The following is a 21,384-nucleotide window of genomic DNA, read 5'->3' as shown; positions in this document are numbered from 1 at the left end:
TAGTTGGCTAACGTTCCATCAGTTTATGCGGTAAGCTTTCGAGTCGGCCTGCCTGTGTCACCAGTACGTAGTTAAGTTTTCGTTGCAGTTCACTGATGGAATCAGCGCCAGCATAGGTCAAACCAGAACGTAAACCGCCAATAATATCGGCGATGATGGCATCTTGTTGGGCTCGGTAGGGTACTTCTGTGGCAACCCCTTCTGCGGTTTTCCATTCATGCATTTGCCCAAGAAAGTCTTCCTGGGCTTCACGCGAAGCCATGCCGCGGTAACGTTTGACTTGTGTGCCATCATCTTTAGTAATGATGTCTCCGGGTGTTGGTTCTGTTCCGGCCAGCAGGCCGCCAATCATTACAAAATCGGCGCCAAACGCCAACGCCTTGACAATATCGCCGGAAGTGCGGATGCCGCCATCAGCGACAATGGAGCGATCCGTGCGGGCACAATCTTGAATGCAGGTCAGCATGGGTACACCAAACCCGGTTTTAATGCGAGTGCTGCACACTGAGCCTCCACCAATTCCAGCTTTAATGATGTCGGCACCGCAGGAAGCAAGGTAATCTGCGCCAGCGTAGGTGGCGACGTTGCCTGCCATGATGCAGCGGTCGCCACCAAGTAGTTGCCGCAAACTTTTCAACGTTTTTCCTACATACTTGGCATGGGCATGCGCGACGTCTACGCAAAAAAAGTCAGCACCTGCATCACGCAATGCTTGTGCCCGCTCCAATTCTGCCGCAGTACAACCGATTGAAACAAACACTGGCCCTTCACAGGCTTTAAACTCATTAATGTTGTCTTCAATGCTTAAAAAGCGATGCAATGCCCCTATCCCGCCTTTGCTGTGCATGAAATTGGCCATTTTACTTTCGGTGATGGTATCCATATTGGAACTTATCACCGGCAATTTCAGATGCAGCTTGCCAAGACGGTCGGTCATACTGATATCGACTACCCGTCTGGATTCGTGGTGATTATAGGAAGGAACGAGCAGCACATCGTCAAAAGTAATGGCTTGTGTTGACATGATTTATCCTGTTTGCAGCAGTATTGGTCAAAAGCACGTACTATAAATGTTCTGCGGCATAATATGCAAGTCTTGATCGTTCACCGCGGGTCAAGGTCATGTGCGCACTGTGCTGCCAATGTTTAAATCGGTCGACGGCAAACGTCAGTCCTGAAGTGGTTTCACTCAAATAAGGGGTGTCGATTTGTTTGATATCACCAAGACAGATGATTTTACTACCGGGACCTGCACGAGTGACTAGTGTCTTAATTTGTTTTGAGGTGAGATTTTGCGCTTCGTCGATGATAATAAAGCGATTTAAGAAAGTACGGCCGCGCATGTAATTCAACGAGCGAATTTTAATTTTGTTTTGCAGCAAATCTTGGGTTGCGCCGCGGCCAAAACTGCCCCCTTCCTGGGCACTGTGCAGTACCTCAAGATTATCCATTAATGCACCCATCCAAGGCGTCATTTTTTCTTCTTCTGTTCCCGGTAAAAAGCCAATATCTTCACCCACAGGAATGGTAACACGTGTCATGATAATTTCTGTGTAGCGCTTCAGATCGAGCACTTGTGTTAAACCGGCAGCAATGGTTAGCAGAGTTTTTCCGGTGCCTGCAGAACCTTGCAGGGTGACAAAATCAATGTCAGGATCAAGAAGTAAGTTTAAGGCAAAATTTTGTTCGCGGTTACGGGCAGTAATACCCCAAACGGCGTGATTGTCTTGCGTATAGTCACGTGCGATTTGTATAACGGCATGTGTTTCTTCGACGTCCCGGACTATGGCTTGGAATTGATCATCTTCAGTGCTGAGGCAATCATTAGGATTCCATTGGCTGGTGAGAGGGCCGTTAAGCCGATAAAAGGTTGTACCACTTTCTTGCCAGGCTTCCATGTCTTTGGCGTGCGAATCCCAGAAGTTGTTTTCTAGAATATGAAGACCGCTATGCAGTAGATTGACATCATCTAATACGCGATCGTTGTAATAATCTTCGGCATGAATGCCAAGAATGCCGGCTTTAATTCGCAAATTTATGTCTTTGGAAATGATAATAACTTTTTTATCGCAGTATTTTTTTTGCAAACCAAGCGCTGTTGCCAGCAACGTATTGTCGACTTTATGGCCAGGGAGTGATGTTGGCCGTAATGGTTCAAAATCATCCGTTTGGAAGAAGAGTCGGCCACTGCTTTTTACGTGTTCTACCGCAAGATAATTTGGAATGGGCAGTCCCTCAACAATTTGCTCATGACTGGCATTGCTCATCAATTCTACCAGCATACGGTTGGTCTGACGAACGTTCCGTGCGACTTCGGAAAGCCCTGTTTTGTGATTATCCAGCTCTTCAAGTACCACCATTGGCAAGTAAACATCATGTTCTTCAAAGCGGAAGATGGCGGTAGGGTCGTGCATAAGAATATTGGTGTCAAGCACGAAGAGTTTTGCTTCTTTACTGGTTTGTTCCATGAATTTATCCTGTCATCCGAGATGATTTATTTTGATAAGACGAAGGGTTGGCGTCAAGTAGATATATATCATTAGTATGGTCCCTATCATTTCTCCCCTTTACAGAAGTGCCAAAGCACTACGCGGCAGGGTAGTTCATCCTGCTTGTAGTGATTTCAAGGTGTCTAATACGTCATGAACATGCTCTTTAACATTGACCTTGCGCCAAATGTGACGTAATTTTCCTCTCGGGTCAAACAGAAAAGTACTGCGTTCAATGCCTCGTACCTGTTTGCCATACATGGACTTCATTTTAATCACAGCAAACTGCTGACAAAGTATTTCATCAGTATCGCTAATCAGTTCAAAGGGAAAGGCTTGTTTGGTTTTGAATCGTTCATGAGATTTTAAATTGTCGCGTGAAATTCCAAAGATGATGGTGTTTAAGGATTGAAACGTTTGGTAATTATCCCGGAAATCTTGCCCTTCCTTGGTGCATCCTGGCGTGGCATCTTTGGGGTAGAAATAAAGAATTAGCCATTGGCCACGATAATCGTTAAGATGTGCTTCAAGGCCACCAGTGGCCTGAATTGAACAAGATGGTAGTTCGTCACCCACATTCATTGGAAATTTCTCCTGAATAACTGCGTATAATAGCAGGACGTGGTATCCTACGCAATTTACCCTGCTGTTCTAAGTCCTCTTTTAGGTGTTTTATGGCGGTTAACAAACAACAAAGCACGACGATTGTAGTGAACAAAAAGGCACGTTTCGATTATTTCATAGAAGATGAATATGAAGCAGGTCTGGTGCTTGAAGGTTGGGAAGTAAAAAGTCTGCGCGCTGGAAAAGTCAATCTTTCTGATGCGCATGTGATTGTTAAATATGGTGAAGCATGGTTGTTGGGGGCACAGATTCAACCATTGCCTACCGCATCCACTCATATTCATCCTGACCCTGTTCGTACGCGTAAATTATTATTGAATCGGCGTGAGTTGAATCAACTCATTGGCAGTGTAGAACGTCAAGGATATACACTGGTGCCTTTATCGATGTATTGGAAGAAAAATGTAATTAAAATAAAAATTGCCCTAGCTAAAGGTAAAAAAACACATGATAAGCGGGATACTATCAAAGAAAGGGATTGGCAGCGGGATCGATCTCGGATTATGAAAAGTACAAAAAATAATTGAGAGGAACGAGTATGTGCGGAATAATGGGAGCAGTTTCACACCGGGAAAGCAGTCGAATATTGTTGGAAGGTTTACGAAGGCTCGAATACCGTGGCTACGATTCAGCAGGCATTGCGGTTATTGATGGTGATTTTCAATTAAAACGCTTAAGGATTCAAGGGAAAGTTCAAGCCCTGGTTGATGCGATGCAGGAAACAGCCATTGCCGGTAATGCAGGGATTGCTCATACCCGTTGGGCAACCCATGGCAAGCCCTGTGAGCAAAATGCTCATCCCCATATGTCACATGGTGAAATTGCAGTGGTCCATAATGGCATCATTGAAAACCATGATGAGCTGCGCCATTATTTGCAGGAACATGGCTATGAGTTTACTTCTGAGACAGACACTGAAGTAGCCGCCCATCTTATTCATTATCATTATCAACAGTCTCAGTCCCTGTTGGCGGCGGTGCAGGCTAGTGCGGCACAAATGATAGGGGCTTTTGCCCTTGGCGTCATTCATCAACGCTCCCCTCATGAATTGGTGGCTATCCGTAAAGGCAGTCCATTGGTTGTTGGCGTTGGTATTGACGAATATTTTATTGCTTCCGATGCGTTGGCTTTACGCTCTTTTGCGCAATCAATTATTTATCTTGAGGAAGGCGACAGTGCACGGTTGACGGCAACAAAATTGGAATTATTTGATGTTCATAATCAGCCTGTGCAACGCCAAATTCAAATTTTAAATGATGATTCTCTTGCAGTGAGTAAAGGTTCTTATCGTCATTTCATGCTTAAAGAAATTTTTGAACAAAGCAAAGTGCTTGCGGACACTTTGGAAGGGCGCGTTGCAAGTTTATCGGTGCTTAAAGCCAGTTTTGGTGAGCGGGCTGCTAAAATTTTCAGCGAAGTAAAACAAATACATATTGTTGCTTGCGGTACCAGTTATCATGCTGGTTTGATCGCCAGATATTGGTTGGAATCTTTGGCTGGTTTGCCAACACAGGTGGAAATAGCCAGTGAATATCGCTATCGAGAAGTAGTTGTCAATGATAACACCTTGTTTATTACGGTGTCGCAATCAGGGGAAACAGCCGATACCTTGGCAGCTCTTCATAAAGCCAAGGCAATGAATTACCTGGCAACCTTTGCGATTTGTAATGTTGCAACCAGCTCTTTGGTTCGGGAATCTGATCTGGTCTTTTTGACACGTGCTGGCGTAGAAATTGGTGTGGCGTCTACTAAGGCATTTACGACGCAACTTGCCGCATTTTTGATGTTGGCTACTGCACTTTGCCGCGACGCACGCGCCTCGGAGGTTTTGGCACAATTGCAGCAATTACCGACGTTGTGTGAGCGCGCCTTACAAATGAATGAGGATATTTCATTACTGTCTACGCAGTTTGTTAATAAAGCTCATGCCTTATTTTTAGGGCGTGGTGTGCAATACCCCGTGGCATTGGAAGGGGCTTTGAAATTAAAGGAAATTTCTTATATTCATGCCGAAGCTTATCCTGCTGGAGAGTTAAAACATGGGCCATTGGCGTTGGTTGACAAAGACATGCCTGTTGTGGCGATAGCCCCGAATGATGAATTACTTGATAAATTAAAGTCGAATTTGCATGAAGTCAGCGCGCGCGGTGGGCAATTGATTGTTTTTGTTGATGATTCACAATCTTGGTCGGCCAATGGTGCGCGACTTATTGGGGTGCCTGCTTGCGGGCAATGGATAGCACCAATGATTTATACGCTTCCATTACAATTATTGGCGTATCATGTGGCGGTGATGAAAGGTACGGATGTCGATCAGCCACGTAATTTAGCAAAATCGGTTACAGTAGAGTAAGATGCAGTTTTATGGTTGATGAGTATATAATAAGCCGATTTTTGCATCATTGCAGTGCATACAGAGGTCAGAATAGCGGATGTTTGTTGACATGTTCGGCCGTGAAAGCCGATGTCAACGAGTTCGCGATTAGGTTTTTTACAGATGTTTTACGGGGAAACAAATGACTCAACAAAGGTTGACGGCAGCGGCAATTATTGCCCAGGAGATTAAAGCCAATGTTGTGCAGGTAGAGGCTGCTATTCGTTTGCTTGATGATGGTGCGACTGTGCCATTTATTGCACGGTATCGTAAAGAAGCCACCCAAGGACTAAATGATAGTCAGCTGCGTTTACTTGCAGAACGTCTGCATTATCTGCGTGAACTGGATGAGCGGCGTATTCATATTTTACAAAGTATTCGCGAGCAGGAAAAATTAACGCCCGAATTGGAGCAAGCGGTTCTCGCGGCTGATACAAAAGCGCGTTTGGAAGACTTGTATTTACCTTACCGACCGAAGCGTCGCACCAAAGCGCACATTGCGATAGAAGCAGGATTGGAGCCTTTGGCAATGGCTTTATGGCAGGACACTTCTCTTAATCCGGAAACCTATGCGGTTCAGTTTATTAATCCAGAGGCGGCTGTGCCAGATGCTGCAACCGCATTGGAAGGCGCCCGCCAAATTTTGATGGAAAAATTTGCCGAAGACGCTGATCTCATTGATGAGCTTCGCCAATATCTATGGCGTGAGGGTATTTTGCAGGCAAAAAGAGTAAAAGATAAAAAGGCTGCCGGTAGTAAGTATGCGGATTATTTTGATTATGCAGAACCAATCAAGAAAATCCCTTCCCATCGTGCATTAGCGTTGTTTCGCGCACGGCGCGAAGGGGTGTTGCAATTAGCACTGACATTGCCGAATGAGCCAGATTACGGTGAGAAGCGGATTGCTGCTTATTTTAATATTGCTTTGCAAGCACAGACAGAGCGAGACTGGCTGCAGGAAACGGTAAGGCTGACTTGGAAAATCAAGCTCTTTACCAAACTTGAACTGGAACTTTTGGCTCGTATACGTGAATTGGCGGATGAAGAGGCAATCAGAGTATTTGCTTCTAATTTACGTGATCTGTTATTGGCGGCACCGGCAGGGCCAAAGGTTACTATGGGCTTGGATCCAGGTATTCGTACCGGTGTAAAAGTGGCTGTGGTTGATCACACAGGAAAGCTTCTAGATTACACCACCATCTTTCCTTTTTCCCCACAAAATGAGTGGCATGAAGCGATTGCTGCCATGGCTAAATTGGCTGCCAAATATAACGTTGAGCTCATCAGCATCGGTAATGGGACCGCTTCACGTGAGACGGAACGTTTGGTAACGGATATGATTAAAATGTATCCGGATTTAAAATTAAATAAAATGATGGTTAGTGAAGCAGGGGCATCGGTTTATTCCGCCTCCGAGTTGGCTGCCAATGAATTCCCTGAGTTGGATGTTACCCTGCGGGGAGCGGTTTCTATTGCCAGGAGATTGCAGGACCCCCTTGCTGAATTGGTGAAAATTGAGCCTAAATCCATCGGCGTGGGACAGTATCAGCATGACGTTAATCAATCCCGTCTGGCGCGTAGCCTTGAGGCGGTTGTGGAAGACTGTGTGAATGCTGTCGGTGTGGATGTTAATACGGCATCGATGGCGTTACTAACTCGAGTATCGGGATTTAATGAAACATTAGCTAAGAATTTAGTGCAATATCGCGATGAGCATGGTTGTTTCCAAAATCGCGAACAGCTGAAACAGGTTGCTCGCATGGGTGAAAAAACATTTCAGCAATCGGCCGGATTTTTACGAATTATGGGAGGAGATAATCCATTGGATGCGTCAGCTGTGCATCCGGAAGCCTATCCTTTGGTTCAGAAAATATTAACGAATAAGCAGGTTGAAATTGCACAGATAGTAGGTCGTCAGGAATTATTACAAAGTGTAAATGCGGCTGACTATGTTGACGAACAATTTGGTTTACCAACCATTTGCGATGTTTTAAAGGAATTGGAAAAACCAGGACGGGATCCAAGGCCTGAATTTAAAACGGCTCGTTTTAAAGAAGGGATTGAAGACATCAGCCATTTACAGGAAGGAATGATTTTGGAGGGCGTGGTAAGCAATGTGACTAATTTTGGTGCCTTTGTTGATATTGGGGTTCATCAAGATGGATTGGTTCATATTTCTGCTATGACATCGCGATTTATCACCGATCCGCGAACGGTGGTTAAAGCTGGGGATATTATTAAAGTTAAAGTGATTGAGGTAGACAAAGAGCGTCGACGAATTAGCTTGAGTATGAAATTAGAAGAAGAAAAAGCAGCGTTGCCACAGAAAAAGCCAGAAAAATCCGAGCGATTAAAAAAATCGCTCGTCATCAAGTCTAAACCACTGGTTAAGAAGCCGGAAAAATCTCAGAAAGCTTCTGTAAATAAAAAACCGATATTTAATACTGCTATGGCAGATGCCTTGGCAAAATTGAAACGAGGATCGGAATGATAGCAACACCTCGAGGTGAAATCACCATTCAAACATTGGCGATGCCGGCAGACACCAATGCAAATGGTGATATTTTTGGTGGTTGGCTGGTTTCACAAATGGATTTGGCGGCCGGTGTGCTGGCGAAAAAACTGGCGCATGGCCGTGCCGCTACGGTGGCAATTCATTCCATGTCCTTTCTTAAACCGGTGCATGTCGGTGACGTGGTTAGTTGTCATGTTGAATTGATCAAGCAGGGCAAAACCTCTATGACGATTGCCGTAGAAGTCTGGACTGAGACACTTTCAACGGGTAAAAAATATCGGGTAACGGAAGGGACATTTGTTTTCGTAGCGATTGATGAGCATGGGCAACCCCGCATGGTGCCTGTTGCAAAATGATGGATAATACAGACGGTTTGCAGCGCTGGATACAGGATATTGCCGTTTTGATTGAACAAAGCGAGCATCTTGATCCGGAACATTATGCTCATTTTTTACAAGAACCCGAATTGGCGTTACGCTTGGTTGATTTAATTGAAACGTTAGATGAGTCGGAAGTGGATGCCGATCGAGCGTATTATTCAGCGTGTGTTTTTGCGCTTGAAATTTGTGTTGCGCAATTGCAATCTGCGGCTGAGGCTGAAAATAAGTTGGCTGCTAAGCGACTCAATGAGCTGATGAGCCATATGGCTGCCGTGATTCGTGATGGCAACCATTCGCTTAGTTTCTGGTTACCTGTTTTGAATGCCTTTTATGAAGTGCATGTTGAATTGTCTGATGAATTAAAAGTGGCTTATTTTAATTTGGCCAATGAAGACGATGTTTTAACAACCGAAGATTCCATCTCTCATTTAGATGCCATTCGTGATTTGATTGAGGAATTGTCAGACTTAAGTATTTTTGATATTGCCGAAAATTTCTTTGCCCAAAGTTATGCAATGCCTGCTGATTTTTTCGCTGATTTGGTTATTGATCTTTACAGCATTAAAGAAGGTCAGGATATTGCTTTATTGCATTTATTACATCCTAAAGAAGACGTTCGTGCCATGGTCGTAGCAACTCTGGATTTAATCATTGACAAGATTACCTTAAATTCTCTTTCTCTTTCTCGTTTGCAGACTATAAAAAACTGGTATCCTTCCATTTATCATGAGCAATTTGATTTTTGGATAAAAAAGCAACGCAAGAAAGGTGTTTTATTTCCACGTGAAACCAGTAAGAAACCTTTCCTGGACATTAAGGCAAGTGAAGTAGATGGTAGTGGTGCCCAAGGTATTTTTATTCATTTTAAAAAAAATCGTAAAAGCCGACTTTGCGGTTTGTTGTTTAAACAGGAAGTAGGTATCAAAGATGCCTGGATTACACCGGTGATTCCTGCAGAGGATGTGGCTCGTTATTATGATGAATCGTTTGATGGCAGCGTCATGCTGCGCTCAGTAGATAGGCCTTATTTAGAGTTGTTGACCAACCATTTTTTGGCTGTGACCATCGAGCGCGGCCATATGCCTGATTTGCATTTACTGGAAATGCAAGAGGCGCTTGGTTTGCAGTTTATTCCCCGCAAGCTGAATGTGGTCGATGTTTTACAACAACTTACTATTCAACTCAGCCCATTTACACCAGAGCGTATGCGAGAAGCATTCATACGCTCAAAAAGTTGGCCAAAAAATAAACGATTTACTGAGTCATGGTTTGTTGAAAATGCGCAAATTGATCGTTTAGTAAATCGTTTTTGCAGCTACGTTGAGGGCGTAAAAGTTTGTCGATTTGATGAGGCCATGGCTGCTGTCTTCGCGGATGAAATGGAGTTACATCGTGAACGCTGGATCTTTCATTTTTTATGGGTTTCCTTATGGCTGAAACCAAAAGCACGAAACAATGAACGGACATGGCAAGATTGCCTCTTCATTGCTTATGCCATTCATACCGGATTGCCGTTAGACTCAATTCCAATCATGAAGGAGATTTGTTATCAATCGGTTGTTAATAGTATTGAAACCATGCAAGAGAGGCGGACTTACCTCACGGGAGAATCATAAATGATGTTATCCTCCGAACTTGCGAAGAAATCCACAGGACTTACGAAAAATCTCAAAGCTAAGGCAAAAAGAAATATTGATGAGGGAGTTTAGACGAACTAAATGACCGAATCAGAATTTCTTTTTAAAGCAGAGATTGGGGTTTTTCGTAAGTCCTGCTCCAGCAATTCACGAGCATGGGAACGAGTCTGCTCAGTGATTTTCAAACCGCCCAGCATGCGGGCGAGCTCTTCAACTTTTTCATGATTTGTCAATTCCTTAACCGAAGAAAAAGTTTGACCGTGCTCAATGTATTTTTCCACAATAAAATGATGATGAGCAGAAGAAGCAACCTGGGGCTGATGCGTCACGCAGAATAGTTGCAAGCGCTCGCCCAGTTTACGCAGTAACTGGCCGACCAAGGCCGCGGTTGCTCCACCAATCCCCACATCTACTTCATCAAATAATAAGGTTGGCGTGGCACCACGTTGAGCGGTGACCATATGGATTGCAAGGCTGATTCGGGACAGTTCTCCTCCGGAAGCAATTTTCGCCAGGCTGTCTGGGAGCATGCCGGGATTGGTGCACACTTTATATTCCACCTTATCGAGGCCATGCTGCTGCATTTTATCCAAAGGGTTCAGCTCAATTTTAATAAATCCTTGCGGCATACCAAGTTGACGGATGGTTTGACTGATTTCTTCAGCAAGTTTCTCAGCATAATGGTGCCGAGATTGTCGTAATGCAAGTGCGGCTTTTTCATACGTTTCTAATTGTTGCTGATATTGCTGCTGTCGTTTATGGAACTCTTGTTCTGCATTCTGTAAGGTTTCCAGTTCTTTTTGTAAGCTTAAGTGATGTGCTGGCAATTGACTTGCCTCTACATGGTGTTTACGCGCTGCTTGATGCAAGAGGCTAATCCGTTCCTCCACCTCATGCAACCGTTCAGGATCAAGCTGTATTTGTGCTGAAAATTTGTTTATTTCATCTAAAGCCTCTTCACATTGAATGAGGGCGCTGTTTACTAGTTCACAGATGTTTTTGATGCAAGCTTGTTCTTGCGGCAAAGAGGCCAATAATTGCAAAATGTAATTTAAGTTTCGGGTTACATTGGGTTGCTCATCCGCGTTGAATAATTCAGTAATCTGTTGTGTATGTTCGAGATAGTCTTTTGCATGATGCAGCAGCTGATGTTCTTCATGCAGCTTTTGCATTTCATCATGCTCCAGGTTCAAATGTGCCAGCTCCTCAATTTGGTATTGAAGCAATTCAACACGCTCGCTGCTTGAACCTTGCTCTTTTTTTAGTGTTTGTAATTGCTGTTGTGTGTGCTGACAGTGCTGGTAAGCCTCTTCAACCGTTTGTAATAAATCGGCGTGTTCAGCAAACTGATCTAATTGCTGGCGGTGGGTGGTATGTTGCAGCAAGGATTGATGTTGATGTTGACCATGAACATCGACCAATAATCCACTTAATTCCTTTACTTTTTGTAGAGGAAAAGGCTGGCCATTGATGTAGGATTTGGAGCGCCCCTCGGCATATATAATTCGACGCAAGTAAAGCAAGCCGTCTTCGGTGGCCACATCATGCTCATGCAGCCAATGCTCAGGGGGGGAGTTTTCGTCATAATGAAAACAGGCATTAATGTCACATTTTTCTGCGCCTGGCCGGATAACTGAAGCATCAGCGCGTTCTCCAAGTGCAAGCATTAACGCATCAATCATGATTGATTTCCCGGCTCCTGTTTCCCCAGTAAAGGCAGTCATACCCTGACTGAAATCCAATTCCAGTTGCGATACAATGGCAAAGTTTTCGATGCGTAAGGAGGTGAGCATAGATTATCCTTGAGAGTTTGTTCCCCATCCTAATTTAATACGTAAAGTATCATAATAGTGATATTCCTTAGGATGCAACAATCGTAATTGTTGAGCGTTCTTCTCAATAGTAACAATTTGGCCTGGTTTGACTAAATGAGATTCATGACCATCACAACTGATTTGCAAGTCACTTTCATTGCTTTCACTAATTCTTAAATCGATGGATGTCCGTCCATCTACCACTAGAGGACGCGTGCTTAAACTATGAGAAAACATCGGCACCATCACTATTGCATTAAGCTGCGGATGCATAATGGGTCCGCCTGCCGATAACGCATACGCTGTGGAGCCAGTTGGTGTAGAAAGAATTAAACCATCGGCTCGATAATGACTGACGAATTGATTGTTAATATAAACATCAAATTCAATTAAATGCGTTTCTTTCCCGCGGCTTAAGACAACGTCGTTTAAAGCATCCCCTTGAAAATAAGTACTTTCTTGATCATGGATGAGGCTTTGCAGCAAAAATCGTCGTTCTTCTGAATATTCTCCATTTAATATGCCTGCGAGCTGCGTTTCAATATCCTGGGGCGAAATGTCTGTTAAAAACCCCAAACGCCCACGATTGATACCGATCACTGGCACATTGACTTTGATGGCCATGCGAGCGGCAGATAATAAGCTTCCATCACCACCAACCACGATGATTAAATCTTCTTGTGCACCCATTTTATCGCGAGCAAGCGTGGGCAGCTTAAGTTTAAAATTTTTGGCAGTATCTGTGTCTTGATAAGTATCAATTTGCAGAGTTGCTAAATAATCCATTAGTCGATGAAGGGTTTCATTGACGTCTTGATTAGCACGGTGCTGCCGAGCGTATAAAATAACCCGTTTAAATTTTTGTTTGGTCATGCAGTATTCCATCCATACATTTTCCCTGCTTCAAACTCATTAATCTTCGCTATTTGCTGCTCGTGCTGTGCGTTTACGATCGTGTTCTTTTAGTTCTTTCTTACGTAAACGTATGGATTGCGGTGTTACTTCAACCAGCTCATCATCATCAATAAATTCCAAAGCTTGTTCCAGTGAAAATTTAACGGGCGGTGTCAGGATAATATTTTCGTCGCTGCCAGAAGCACGGATATTAGTCAATTGTTTTTCTTTCGTGACATTCACTACCAAATCATTATCGCGGGCATGAATACCAACAATCATCCCTTCATAACAAACCGTTTGTGGTTCAATAAATAAACGTCCTCGTTCCTGTAAATTAAACAGCGCAAACGCCCGAGCCGTTCCTTGGCAATTGGCTATTAATACCCCATTATTGCGCTTACCAATCCGGCCACGGACCGCAGGACCATAATGATCGTAGACATGATACATGAGACCTGTACCGGATGTACTGGATAAAAATTCGGTATGAAAACCAATCAATCCACGTGTAGGAATCACATAATCCAGCCGAACTCGTCCTTTCCCATCAGGCATCATATTTTGCAATTCACCACGGCGTTCGCCCAGTTTTTCCATGATACTGCCTTGATGCGTTTCTTCAACATCTACCGTCAATCGTTCATAAGGCTCAAGCAATTCGCCTTGCTGTTCGCGTAAAATAACTTCTGGTTTGGATATGGCCAATTCATAGCCTTCACGACGCATATTTTCAATGAGAATGGATAAATGCAGTTCTCCACGGCCGGATACACGGAATTTATCGGGGTCTTCAGTATCTTCAACTCGTAAAGCAACGTTGTGCAATAATTCGGTTTGCAATCTTTCACGAAGTTTTCTGCTGGTTACAAATTTTCCTTCTTGCCCGGCAAAAGGAGAGTCATTAACCTGAAACGTCATGTTAATCGTGGGTTCATCAACGGTCAATGGTGGCATGGCTTCTACATGGGTCGGGTCACAAATAGTATCGGATATATTCAGTTGATCTATCCCCGTGATGGCAATGATATCTCCAGCGCTTGCCTGTTCAATTTCAATGCGATCGAGTCCTTTAAAGCCCAAAAGTTGCAGTAGGCGCCCACTGCGGATCTCGCCATGTTTATCAATGATTTTAATGGGTGATTTGGCTTTAATGTTTCCTCGGCTTACCCGGCCTATGCCAATGGTGCCCACGTAGGAAGAATAATCCAGCGAACTGATTTGCATTTGGAAAGGTCCCTGGTCGTCAACATCTGGTGGATTAACGCCATGAACAATCGTTTGCAACAAGGGCTGCATATCTTCATTATGATCCTCTAAATTGAGTCGCGCATAACCTTGAAGTGCAGAAGCGTACACCACTGGGAAATCTAATTGTTTATCAGTTGCTCCAAGGTTATCAAATAAATCAAACACTTGATCCATAACCCAATGCGGTCTGGCACCAGGGCGGTCGATTTTATTAATGACGACAATGGGGTTTAATCCGCGCGCAAATGCTTTTTGCGTCACAAAACGGGTTTGGGGCATAGGGCCATCTACCGCATCGACCAATAATAAAACGCTGTCAACCATGGAGAGTATGCGTTCAACTTCGCCACCAAAATCCGCGTGTCCCGGGGTATCAACGATGTTGATTTGATAGCCTTGCCAGTGAACACAGGTATTTTTAGCTAAAATGGTAATGCCGCGTTCTTTTTCCAATGCATTGGAGTCCATGAGGCGTTCAACCATCGGTGCGCGTTCATTTAGTGTCCCTGTCTGTTGTAATAATTTGTCAACTAAGGTGGTTTTGCCATGATCAACGTGCGCGATGATGGCGATGTTGCGGATTTTTTCTATCATAGGAGCCTTTAGTAATAATACTGGTAAAAACGATTTTTATAAGCTCTCTCTTTCTTAAAGGGAGGCAGGGAGGGATGTTTAAAATCCTCCTGATCCTTTTACAAAAAGAGAGAATGATGAGAAAACAAACAAATCGTTATGCCAGTATGGACGAACTTTTGTATATGTATTTACCATTATACAACGAAGCATGCCTGTTTTGTAATAAAAATCCTTTCATGTGGCACAAGCTTTGCTACACTAATAGTAAGCTAAATGAAAAAAGGTGGATAATTATGAAAAAATTAATTTTGCATCCCACCGACACTAGCCAATGGCATGCTTTAGTGAATGAGGCTCAAGCATCCACGCGTCTGGTTCTTAATGAAAACACAGAAAGCTATTTGGTCTTCTTGTTAATGCGTTTTTCTCAAACTACCCAATTACTTGAATCGGTCCTCGCGCTTGATTTTCTTGAATCCATGCACTCTCCTGGCAAACGCCAAGTTGAGCTGCTTCGTGATGTTGGTGATAAAAGCCTGCTCTTTTGTGGTCTTTTCCCCGGTATGGCAAATAAGCGTCATGTCAGTCTGGATTACTTCAGTGATATGGGGCAAGCCGCCTATATGACCGTTGGTGAATTGCAGGATAATGAATCAGCCAATTTGTATTTTCAGCTCAGTAAGCAGTTTATGATGTTAAAGCAAATCCTGCAGGCCATGCGCGGTAATTATTTACAGATTGCTGATGTTCATGGTGGCATATTGGCCGCAGTTGATTTGCCGATGCAGTGAAAAACCTTAATAAATTGTTAATTTTTAAATCTTATAATGGCCTGGGTTTTTCAAATCAAGGTCTGACATGCGAGCATTTACTCATCTTTGTGAAAAAGTCAATATCAGTTTATTCAACGATACCATCACCTTGTATCCTAAAAAAACGGGTGGCAAGTCAAGACAGCTCGCGTCACTCTTTGGGCTTCCGGTGTTTGTAGAGATTGATTGTTACTACGCCGAAGTGACGAATTTTACAGCAGAGCAATTTCAAATCATTACATACACCCATGGTGCCACAGAGTTAGGTATTCGCCGTTTTATTCATCGGGAAGACGCTGATCATGATCAATACCACCAAGATGCGTTTGACCGGGATGAAACGCATATGCATGCGCAATTTCGAGCACCGATTGATGAGGCAAAATTTCGTCAGGTTTTGACGGTATTTGTTGACCGTAACATCCTGTCGACGGAAGAAAAAGCACACTGCCTGGAAGCGTATCGTCAAGCCAATGTTGTGGCAGATCCCGCAGAACAAAAATTTATGGATCAATTGCTTATCTTACATACGAAAGCAAGCGAGCTTGAACATAAGGCTGAAAGAGATCGTGCTACTTATGAGTTGGCTGCTCATAATGCCAGAGCCCTTCACACAGACCTTAGCAATGCAATGGCAGCCTATCGACAAAATAAAAATGCTGCAACCTATCAAATATTTAAACGAACTTGCGACGCTGCAATTAAGGTGGCACGGCCAGAGTTGGAAAAACATCGGGATTACAATTACATTTTGGCCAATATTGGGTTTGCTGTTTTGGGTATGGGCATGGGTTATCTTGCTGCCGGGTTGATCAATTTGGCAGTGAATGGCCGGTTTTTATTTTTCAGCGAAACCAATTCCATAAGCAAAGTGAATGAGTTGGAAAAACATTTAGACGCGATTCCAGTTCCGGCAATCTAGAGCATCTTTGATGAGGTCAGATTGCTTATTTCCCTATTAACGAAAGAGCATGGTGACATCAATGGCATCAAAAGCGTAACTTTTATTACAAAAATCACAGCTGATTTCAACACTACCTTTTTCAGCTAACAGCTGCTTTAAATCTTCTTCTCCTAAAATTTTGAGTACTTCTTTCATTTTTTCGGCACTGCAACGGCAATGAAATTGTATGGCTCGCGCCGGATATAAGCGCAGCTCAGTTTCATGATACAAACGATGTAAAATCGTGGGATTATCCAATGTAAATAATTCTTTTTCGGTAATGGTTTGTCCAAGTTGAACGGCATACTCCCAAAATTGTTCGCGTTGTAAGGTATCCTGGCCCGGCATGAGCTGCAGCAGCATGCCGGCTGCCTGATGGTCGTCAGCAGCCAGCCAGACACGCGTCGATACCTGTTCTGACTGGGCAAAATAATGCATGAGATTTTCGCTCATCGAGGTAGAACGAATGGGCACCACACTTTGATAGGTTTGCGTTTGCTGGTATTGATTAATGGTTAATACCATTTTCCCTTGTAAAAAGGCTTCATGATAGTCTACGGCATGCTCATTCTCCTGGTACTTGGCAAATGCCCGGACTTGCAATTGATGATCGCATTGGACGACAAGCAGCGACAGGCGTTGATCGCCATGAAACTGTAGACTTACTTCCCCCTCAAATTTAATGCTGGCAGTCAATAAAATACAGGAAACCAATGCTTCACCCAGAAGGCTTTTGACCTGTGGCGGATAGGGGTGTTGGCTCATAATGGTTTTGTAAGTTTCATGTAGATGAACGATTTCGCCGCGAATATTGGCGTGTTCAAACAAGAAGCGTTGTAAGGTATCCGTTTCGTTCATTGAGATGTACATTCAATCAAAAAGATGCGATTCTAGCATAATTTTTTTCTGCTGTATGAAACAAGATTTTCCTGCCCTGGTTTACATGGCATAATAATGCTCTTTTTTTGCACGAGTATTTCCACATGCTTAATCCGCAACAAATGGCGGCGGTTAAATACATTGACGGACCTTTACTGGTGCTTGCCGGCGCAGGCAGCGGCAAAACCCGGGTGATTACCCAAAAAATTGCTTACCTGATTGAGGAATGTGGTTATGCCGCTCACAACGTTTTTGCCGTTACCTTCACCAATAAGGCGGCGAATGAAATGCGTGAGCGTGTTGCCTCCACGCTTCCTGCTATCACTCGCCGTGGTTTGAAGATAGCGACGTTTCATACCCTGGGATTAACCATCGTTAAACGCGAGGCAAACCATTGTGGTCTTAAGCCGGGGTTTAGCATTTTTGATCAGGAAGATTGTTTACAAGTACTCCGTAGTTTGCTCCCGGCGTCAAGAGCAAATCAACGCGACGATTTATTAAGATTACAACAGCAGATTTCCCGTTGGAAAAATGAATTGTTGGCCCCTAATAAGGTGTATCCAGGAGGGAGCGAAGATCCATTAGTTGCAGAGGCCGCATCACTTTACCCGCTATATCAACAATCACTACAAGCTTATAATGCCGTTGATTTTGATGATTTGATTCGTCTGCCCGTTTTTTTGCTGACGCAACATGCGGATAGTCGGGAACACTGGCAAAATAAGATTCGTCATTTGTTGATTGATGAATATCAGGATTCCAATGCTTGCCAATATGCCTTAGTAAAATTATTAGTGGGAGAACGGGCTCGTTTTACGGTAGTGGGCGATGATGATCAATCCATTTATGCCTGGCGGGGCGCTCGTCCTGAAAATCTGGCACAATTGCAAAAAGATTATCCACAGCTAAAATTTATTAAGCTTGAACAAAATTACCGCTCAACCATACGTATTTTAAATGCGGCAAATCATTTAATCGCCAATAATTCGCATTTGTTTATCAAAAAATTATGGAGCGAACTAGGGCATGGTGATTTAATTCGTGTTCTGTGTTGTAAAGATGAGCAGGATGAGGCGGAGCAAATCATCGCCGATCTCATCAGTCATAAGTTACGTGTCGGGAAGTCTTATGGGGATTACGCTATTTTATATCGCGGTAATCACCAATCCCGAGTGTTTGAAAAAGTATTGCGCCATCATAGCATTCCGTATCACATCAGCGGTGGTCAGTCGTGGTTTGCCCGCACCGAAATTAAGGATGTCTTTGCTTATTTGAAGTTATTAAATAATACAGCGGATGATGCTGCTTTTTTACGGGTGATTAATACGCCTAAGCGTGGTATTGGTGAGACAACGCTCTCGGCATTAGGTCGTTATGCGCAATCGCAAGAGCAAAGTCTTTATGCCTGTTGTGATCACTTGGCATTATCAGAATATGTAAGTGATCAACCACGCGCTGCCTTGCAGAATTTCAAACAATGGTTAGAATCTATCCGCCTTCGCTGCCAACAGGGAACTGTCACTGCTGTGTTGCGCGAGATGATTGAGGATAGTGGTTATGAGGCCTATATTTACGAACAATGCGACACACCCATGAAAGCGCAAAAGAAAATGGAGAATATTTGGGAGTTGCTGGAATGGGTGGAGCGATTGTTGAATCAGGAATCAAATGGTCAATTGACCGATGTGATAAACAAATTGATTTTAATTGATATTCTGGAGCAAACAGAGGAGTACGATGGCAATACCTTGCAACTGATGACGCTGCATGCCTCAAAAGGCCTAGAGTTTCCTTATGTTTATTTAGTTGGCATGGAAGAAGAATTGCTGCCGCATCGTGTCAGTATTGATGACGATCAAATTGAGGAAGAACGTCGTCTGGCCTATGTGGGGATTACACGTGCGCAAAAGGGATTATGTTTATCGCTTGCGAAGCAAAGAAGACGTGGAGGGGAGCTGCAGGATTGCCTTCCCAGCCGTTTTTTAGATGAATTACCACAAGATAGCCTGGAGTGGTTTGGACGTGCCGGCGATCGTAATGAGGCTAAATCAAAAGCTCTGGCGAAATCTCATCTGGCGGGAATAAAAAGTTTATTAGCTTAATCGGGCCTGGTTAACGCACAGCGATAACCAGGTCGGATATGGCGTTGCGTCATCAAGCTGTGGGACTGGCGATTCTTTGCGGCAATTCTTCTATGAAGGCAGCCGTGCTTGTAGGACCGGAATTGAAGAAGCGGTGTTTATGATAAACATCGCATTTTTTCTCGGCGACTAGCCGGATGCTTACGGCCGTTTTATCGCTGGTATCTAATCGCCGTATATCCTGTTGCAATTGGGTTAGTTGCTTGCTTTTTTCCTGAGCAATGTCTTGGCCAACCCATGTACCTTGTAATTGCTTTTCCTTATGTCGTTCTATGCGATAGAGGGCGTGTTCAATCGTCCAGGCGGAAGATGGGCGTGATGCATCATCCGGAAGTGTTATGGTTTTTTCTTCCTGAAGTCCCATTTGTTTTTCCCAGGCACGGACAAAGGTAATGGATTGCCGTGGTGCCTGATTCATTTTGCTGGTTAAATAATCCCAGCTGGCGGCTAGAAAATAAATCGGAGAGAACAGTAATTTAAGAAAACGGGTCGGCAGGTCCGCATCATGGTTATGGCCATGTTCTTCACCCAATCGTTCCTGCAATAAAGACTTGGTGTGTTCATGCGCGTCATGATGCTCATGGTCATCATGATCCTGACTAACAAAATAATGAGCGTCTTCAAAACCTTCGCTGATGATGCCTAACAGTGCAGAAACGATTTGTGGTATGCCGGGCACGCGATCGGAGGTGACGCCAATGCTTATCAAATGTCCAAAAAACAACAGAATGCGCAAGGGTGTTAAGGTGATTTTTAATAACAGTCGGAAAGGGTTAAGACGTTGCAGCCAGTTTTCATGCTGTTGTAAGTAATTAAAACCATGCTTAATACCATTCCACATACGAGAGAAGACATTACCTTTCGTGCGGGTAACGTCATCAATCATTTCCAGTGATTCGCTGGTGTTTTGCAAGTTAAAAACCACAGCCGATAAGCCGGTGATGAGAGGATTGATAACCCCCATAATAAATCCAGGCATTCTGCCCATCCAGGTAAAAAGCGGGCGGGCTTCTTTGGCGACTGTCCACCAGGTGCCGGCGGTGCAAATGGTTAATGCAAGTGCTAAGGCAACAAGTACCACCGCCATAGACGCTATGAATACGTTGCGTATGCTTAAGCCATGACTTAAATCGTCACGAATTTTTCTATACCACTTACGCAGGGTGTCGTTGGCTATCATGTCGGTCACGGCATTGTAAGTCAGCAAGGCATAAGCAGAGCCGGCAACGATGGCCATAGGAACAATGAAGAGTGGCCAGGCGGTAAATGAGATGGCTGCTATGAAGGGAATGGTGGAAAAGGCTTCAACCAAAAGATAAGTCGTGCCTAACCCCATGAATAGTCCAGCAAGACCACTAAAAAGCTTTACGCCTAGATAGGTGTTTTGGCGTTGGTTGCGTTTCGCCAGCCATTTTTCCTGTTCATGGTGGGCAAGCCAGTTACGCAGTTCGAGTTCATAAGCCGTTAATTCTTTCTCATCGTTATGTTGGGCAAACAATTGCGCTGCAAACCACTTTTCCATGTCGCGCAGCGTTTTCTCTACCTGTTTTTTTCGTACCAGACTTGCTTTATCCAGACGATGGTGCCCGAATGCATGAAGTAAGTTCAGTTGCACTTCATAATCTTTGAAAAACTGAGGGCAATCCTCAGACGTTGTATCAGGGAACTGTTCGAGCAAGTACTCTTTGGCTAGTTGGCGTTCCAGATGTTGATGCTTGAATAATTTATTCAGAGCGCCCTTGATGTTTTGCAGATAAATTTCACCTTCATAAGCCACAGAAAGCCCAAACGTGGCGAAAGCCAGAGGAAGTACCGGCCATAAGGCGTACATGCCACCGAAACTTAAGAATCCAATAATCAGACTGGCGCCGGTCGTCAGCAGCAGCAAGGCAAGGTAATAAGGAAGTTTTTTTAAGCGTTTTTTGGATAATGAATTCATGATGATTCAGGCAGACGGGCAACAGGATTGATACCTTATACCAAATGAAAATGATTATCAATAACTTTTGGCTTGAATTTAAATCTTGGTAGGAAGATCGTTTTAACCAGAATTCT

16 protein-coding genes are annotated in these 21,384 nt (G+C 43.8%); 8 read left to right on the top strand and 8 right to left on the bottom strand.

Features of this window, described 5'->3' with window-relative positions; genetic code table 11:
* Nucleotides 1–7: 7 nt before the first annotated feature.
* The 3 genes from E1O52_RS05030 to E1O52_RS05020 form a co-directional block, all read right to left on the bottom strand.
* Nucleotides 8–1,024 (bottom strand): guanosine monophosphate reductase, encoded by a 1,017-nt coding sequence (locus E1O52_RS05030; RefSeq protein WP_133127615.1) that lies wholly within the window; start codon nucleotides 1,022–1,024, stop codon nucleotides 8–10.
* Nucleotides 1,025–1,064: 40 nt separating this feature from the next.
* Nucleotides 1,065–2,468, bottom strand: a complete 1,404-nt coding sequence (locus E1O52_RS05025; protein WP_133127614.1) for a PhoH family protein — start codon at nucleotides 2,466–2,468, stop codon at nucleotides 1,065–1,067.
* 135 nt (nucleotides 2,469–2,603) lie between these two features.
* Nucleotides 2,604–3,071 (bottom strand): peroxiredoxin, encoded by a 468-nt coding sequence (locus E1O52_RS05020; protein WP_133127613.1) that lies wholly within the window; start codon nucleotides 3,069–3,071, stop codon nucleotides 2,604–2,606.
* Between the two features lie 92 nt (nucleotides 3,072–3,163).
* Between E1O52_RS05020 and smpB the strand changes: the two genes are divergently transcribed.
* From smpB to E1O52_RS04995, 5 genes are all read left to right on the top strand, one after another.
* On the top strand, nucleotides 3,164–3,640 hold the full coding sequence (smpB, locus tag E1O52_RS05015; protein WP_133127612.1) for an SsrA-binding protein SmpB: 477 nt from the start codon (nucleotides 3,164–3,166) through the stop codon (nucleotides 3,638–3,640).
* A gap of 11 nt (nucleotides 3,641–3,651) precedes the next feature.
* Nucleotides 3,652–5,466, top strand: a complete 1,815-nt coding sequence (glmS, locus tag E1O52_RS05010) for a glutamine--fructose-6-phosphate transaminase (isomerizing) (RefSeq protein ID WP_133127611.1) — start codon at nucleotides 3,652–3,654, stop codon at nucleotides 5,464–5,466.
* Between the two features lie 163 nt (nucleotides 5,467–5,629).
* Nucleotides 5,630–7,978 carry a Tex family protein gene (locus E1O52_RS05005; protein WP_133127610.1) on the top strand — a complete coding sequence of 783 codons (2,349 nt, stop codon included), beginning with the start codon at nucleotides 5,630–5,632 and terminating at the stop codon, nucleotides 7,976–7,978.
* A complete protein-coding gene (gene yciA / locus E1O52_RS05000; RefSeq protein ID WP_133127609.1) occupies nucleotides 7,975–8,358 on the top strand; it encodes an acyl-CoA thioester hydrolase YciA in 384 nt (127 codons plus the stop codon). The genes E1O52_RS05005 and yciA overlap by 4 nt, the downstream gene beginning before the upstream one ends.
* On the top strand, nucleotides 8,355–9,998 hold the full coding sequence (locus E1O52_RS04995) for a hypothetical protein (RefSeq protein ID WP_133127608.1): 1,644 nt from the start codon (nucleotides 8,355–8,357) through the stop codon (nucleotides 9,996–9,998). The genes yciA and E1O52_RS04995 overlap by 4 nt, the downstream gene beginning before the upstream one ends.
* Nucleotides 9,999–10,096: 98 nt before the next feature.
* Here E1O52_RS04995 and recN read toward each other — a convergent pair whose 3' ends face one another.
* Genes recN through typA form a run of 3 tightly spaced genes read right to left on the bottom strand, consistent with a single transcriptional unit; the run spans nucleotide 10,097 to nucleotide 14,572 of the window.
* The gene (recN, locus tag E1O52_RS04990) at nucleotides 10,097–11,812 is read right to left on the bottom strand and encodes a DNA repair protein RecN (protein WP_133127607.1); all 1,716 of its coding nucleotides are present in this window, start codon (nucleotides 11,810–11,812) and stop codon (nucleotides 10,097–10,099) included.
* Nucleotides 11,813–11,815: 3 nt separating this feature from the next.
* Nucleotides 11,816–12,706, bottom strand: a complete 891-nt coding sequence (locus E1O52_RS04985; RefSeq protein ID WP_133127606.1) for an NAD(+) kinase — start codon at nucleotides 12,704–12,706, stop codon at nucleotides 11,816–11,818.
* A 39-nt stretch (nucleotides 12,707–12,745) separates the two neighbouring features.
* Complete coding sequence (gene typA / locus E1O52_RS04980; protein ID WP_133127605.1) at nucleotides 12,746–14,572, bottom strand: translational GTPase TypA; 1,827 nt, start codon at nucleotides 14,570–14,572, stop codon at nucleotides 12,746–12,748.
* Between the two features lie 275 nt (nucleotides 14,573–14,847).
* Between typA and E1O52_RS04975 the strand changes: the two genes are divergently transcribed.
* Together E1O52_RS04975 and E1O52_RS04970 are read left to right on the top strand one after the other, a co-directional pair.
* Entirely contained in the window at nucleotides 14,848–15,345 is a 498-nt protein-coding gene (locus E1O52_RS04975) for a hypothetical protein (RefSeq protein ID WP_133127604.1), read from the top strand.
* A gap of 67 nt (nucleotides 15,346–15,412) precedes the next feature.
* Entirely contained in the window at nucleotides 15,413–16,288 is an 876-nt protein-coding gene (locus E1O52_RS04970; RefSeq protein ID WP_133127603.1) for a hypothetical protein, read from the top strand.
* A gap of 36 nt (nucleotides 16,289–16,324) precedes the next feature.
* Here E1O52_RS04970 and hslO read toward each other — a convergent pair whose 3' ends face one another.
* Entirely contained in the window at nucleotides 16,325–17,167 is an 843-nt protein-coding gene (hslO, locus tag E1O52_RS04965; protein WP_133127602.1) for an Hsp33 family molecular chaperone HslO, read from the bottom strand.
* 125 nt (nucleotides 17,168–17,292) lie between these two features.
* Between hslO and E1O52_RS04960 the strand changes: the two genes are divergently transcribed.
* Entirely contained in the window at nucleotides 17,293–19,290 is a 1,998-nt protein-coding gene (locus E1O52_RS04960) for a UvrD-helicase domain-containing protein (protein WP_133127601.1), read from the top strand.
* Between the two features lie 52 nt (nucleotides 19,291–19,342).
* Here the strand turns inward: E1O52_RS04960 and E1O52_RS04955 are convergent, their stop codons facing one another.
* A complete protein-coding gene (locus tag E1O52_RS04955; protein WP_133127600.1) occupies nucleotides 19,343–21,268 on the bottom strand; it encodes a hypothetical protein in 1,926 nt (641 codons plus the stop codon).
* Nucleotides 21,269–21,384: the final 116 nt, after the last annotated feature.

Source organism: Legionella nagasakiensis (assembly GCF_900639915.1).
Classification (GTDB): Bacteria; Pseudomonadota; Gammaproteobacteria; order Legionellales; family Legionellaceae; genus Legionella_A; species Legionella_A nagasakiensis.
Note: the sequence above shows the minus strand (reverse complement) of the source record. Positions and strands in the feature narration are given on the sequence as shown.

Coding starts and splice junctions, on each gene's coding strand:
- E1O52_RS04975 (WP_133127604.1), top strand. CDS start 14,848: ATGAAAAAATTAATTTTGCATCCCACCGACACTAGCCAATGGCATGCT.
- E1O52_RS05005 (WP_133127610.1), top strand. CDS start 5,630: ATGACTCAACAAAGGTTGACGGCAGCGGCAATTATTGCCCAGGAGATT.
- E1O52_RS04985 (WP_133127606.1), bottom strand. CDS start 12,706: ATGACCAAACAAAAATTTAAACGGGTTATTTTATACGCTCGGCAGCAC.
- E1O52_RS04955 (WP_133127600.1), bottom strand. CDS start 21,268: ATGAATTCATTATCCAAAAAACGCTTAAAAAAACTTCCTTATTACCTT.
- smpB (WP_133127612.1), top strand. CDS start 3,164: ATGGCGGTTAACAAACAACAAAGCACGACGATTGTAGTGAACAAAAAG.
- E1O52_RS05025 (WP_133127614.1), bottom strand. CDS start 2,468: ATGGAACAAACCAGTAAAGAAGCAAAACTCTTCGTGCTTGACACCAAT.
- E1O52_RS05020 (WP_133127613.1), bottom strand. CDS start 3,071: ATGAATGTGGGTGACGAACTACCATCTTGTTCAATTCAGGCCACTGGT.
- typA (WP_133127605.1), bottom strand. CDS start 14,572: ATGATAGAAAAAATCCGCAACATCGCCATCATCGCGCACGTTGATCAT.
- recN (WP_133127607.1), bottom strand. CDS start 11,812: ATGCTCACCTCCTTACGCATCGAAAACTTTGCCATTGTATCGCAACTG.
- hslO (WP_133127602.1), bottom strand. CDS start 17,167: ATGAACGAAACGGATACCTTACAACGCTTCTTGTTTGAACACGCCAAT.
- E1O52_RS04970 (WP_133127603.1), top strand. CDS start 15,413: ATGCGAGCATTTACTCATCTTTGTGAAAAAGTCAATATCAGTTTATTC.
- E1O52_RS04995 (WP_133127608.1), top strand. CDS start 8,355: ATGATGGATAATACAGACGGTTTGCAGCGCTGGATACAGGATATTGCC.
- E1O52_RS05030 (WP_133127615.1), bottom strand. CDS start 1,024: ATGTCAACACAAGCCATTACTTTTGACGATGTGCTGCTCGTTCCTTCC.
- yciA (WP_133127609.1), top strand. CDS start 7,975: ATGATAGCAACACCTCGAGGTGAAATCACCATTCAAACATTGGCGATG.
- E1O52_RS04960 (WP_133127601.1), top strand. CDS start 17,293: ATGCTTAATCCGCAACAAATGGCGGCGGTTAAATACATTGACGGACCT.
- glmS (WP_133127611.1), top strand. CDS start 3,652: ATGTGCGGAATAATGGGAGCAGTTTCACACCGGGAAAGCAGTCGAATA.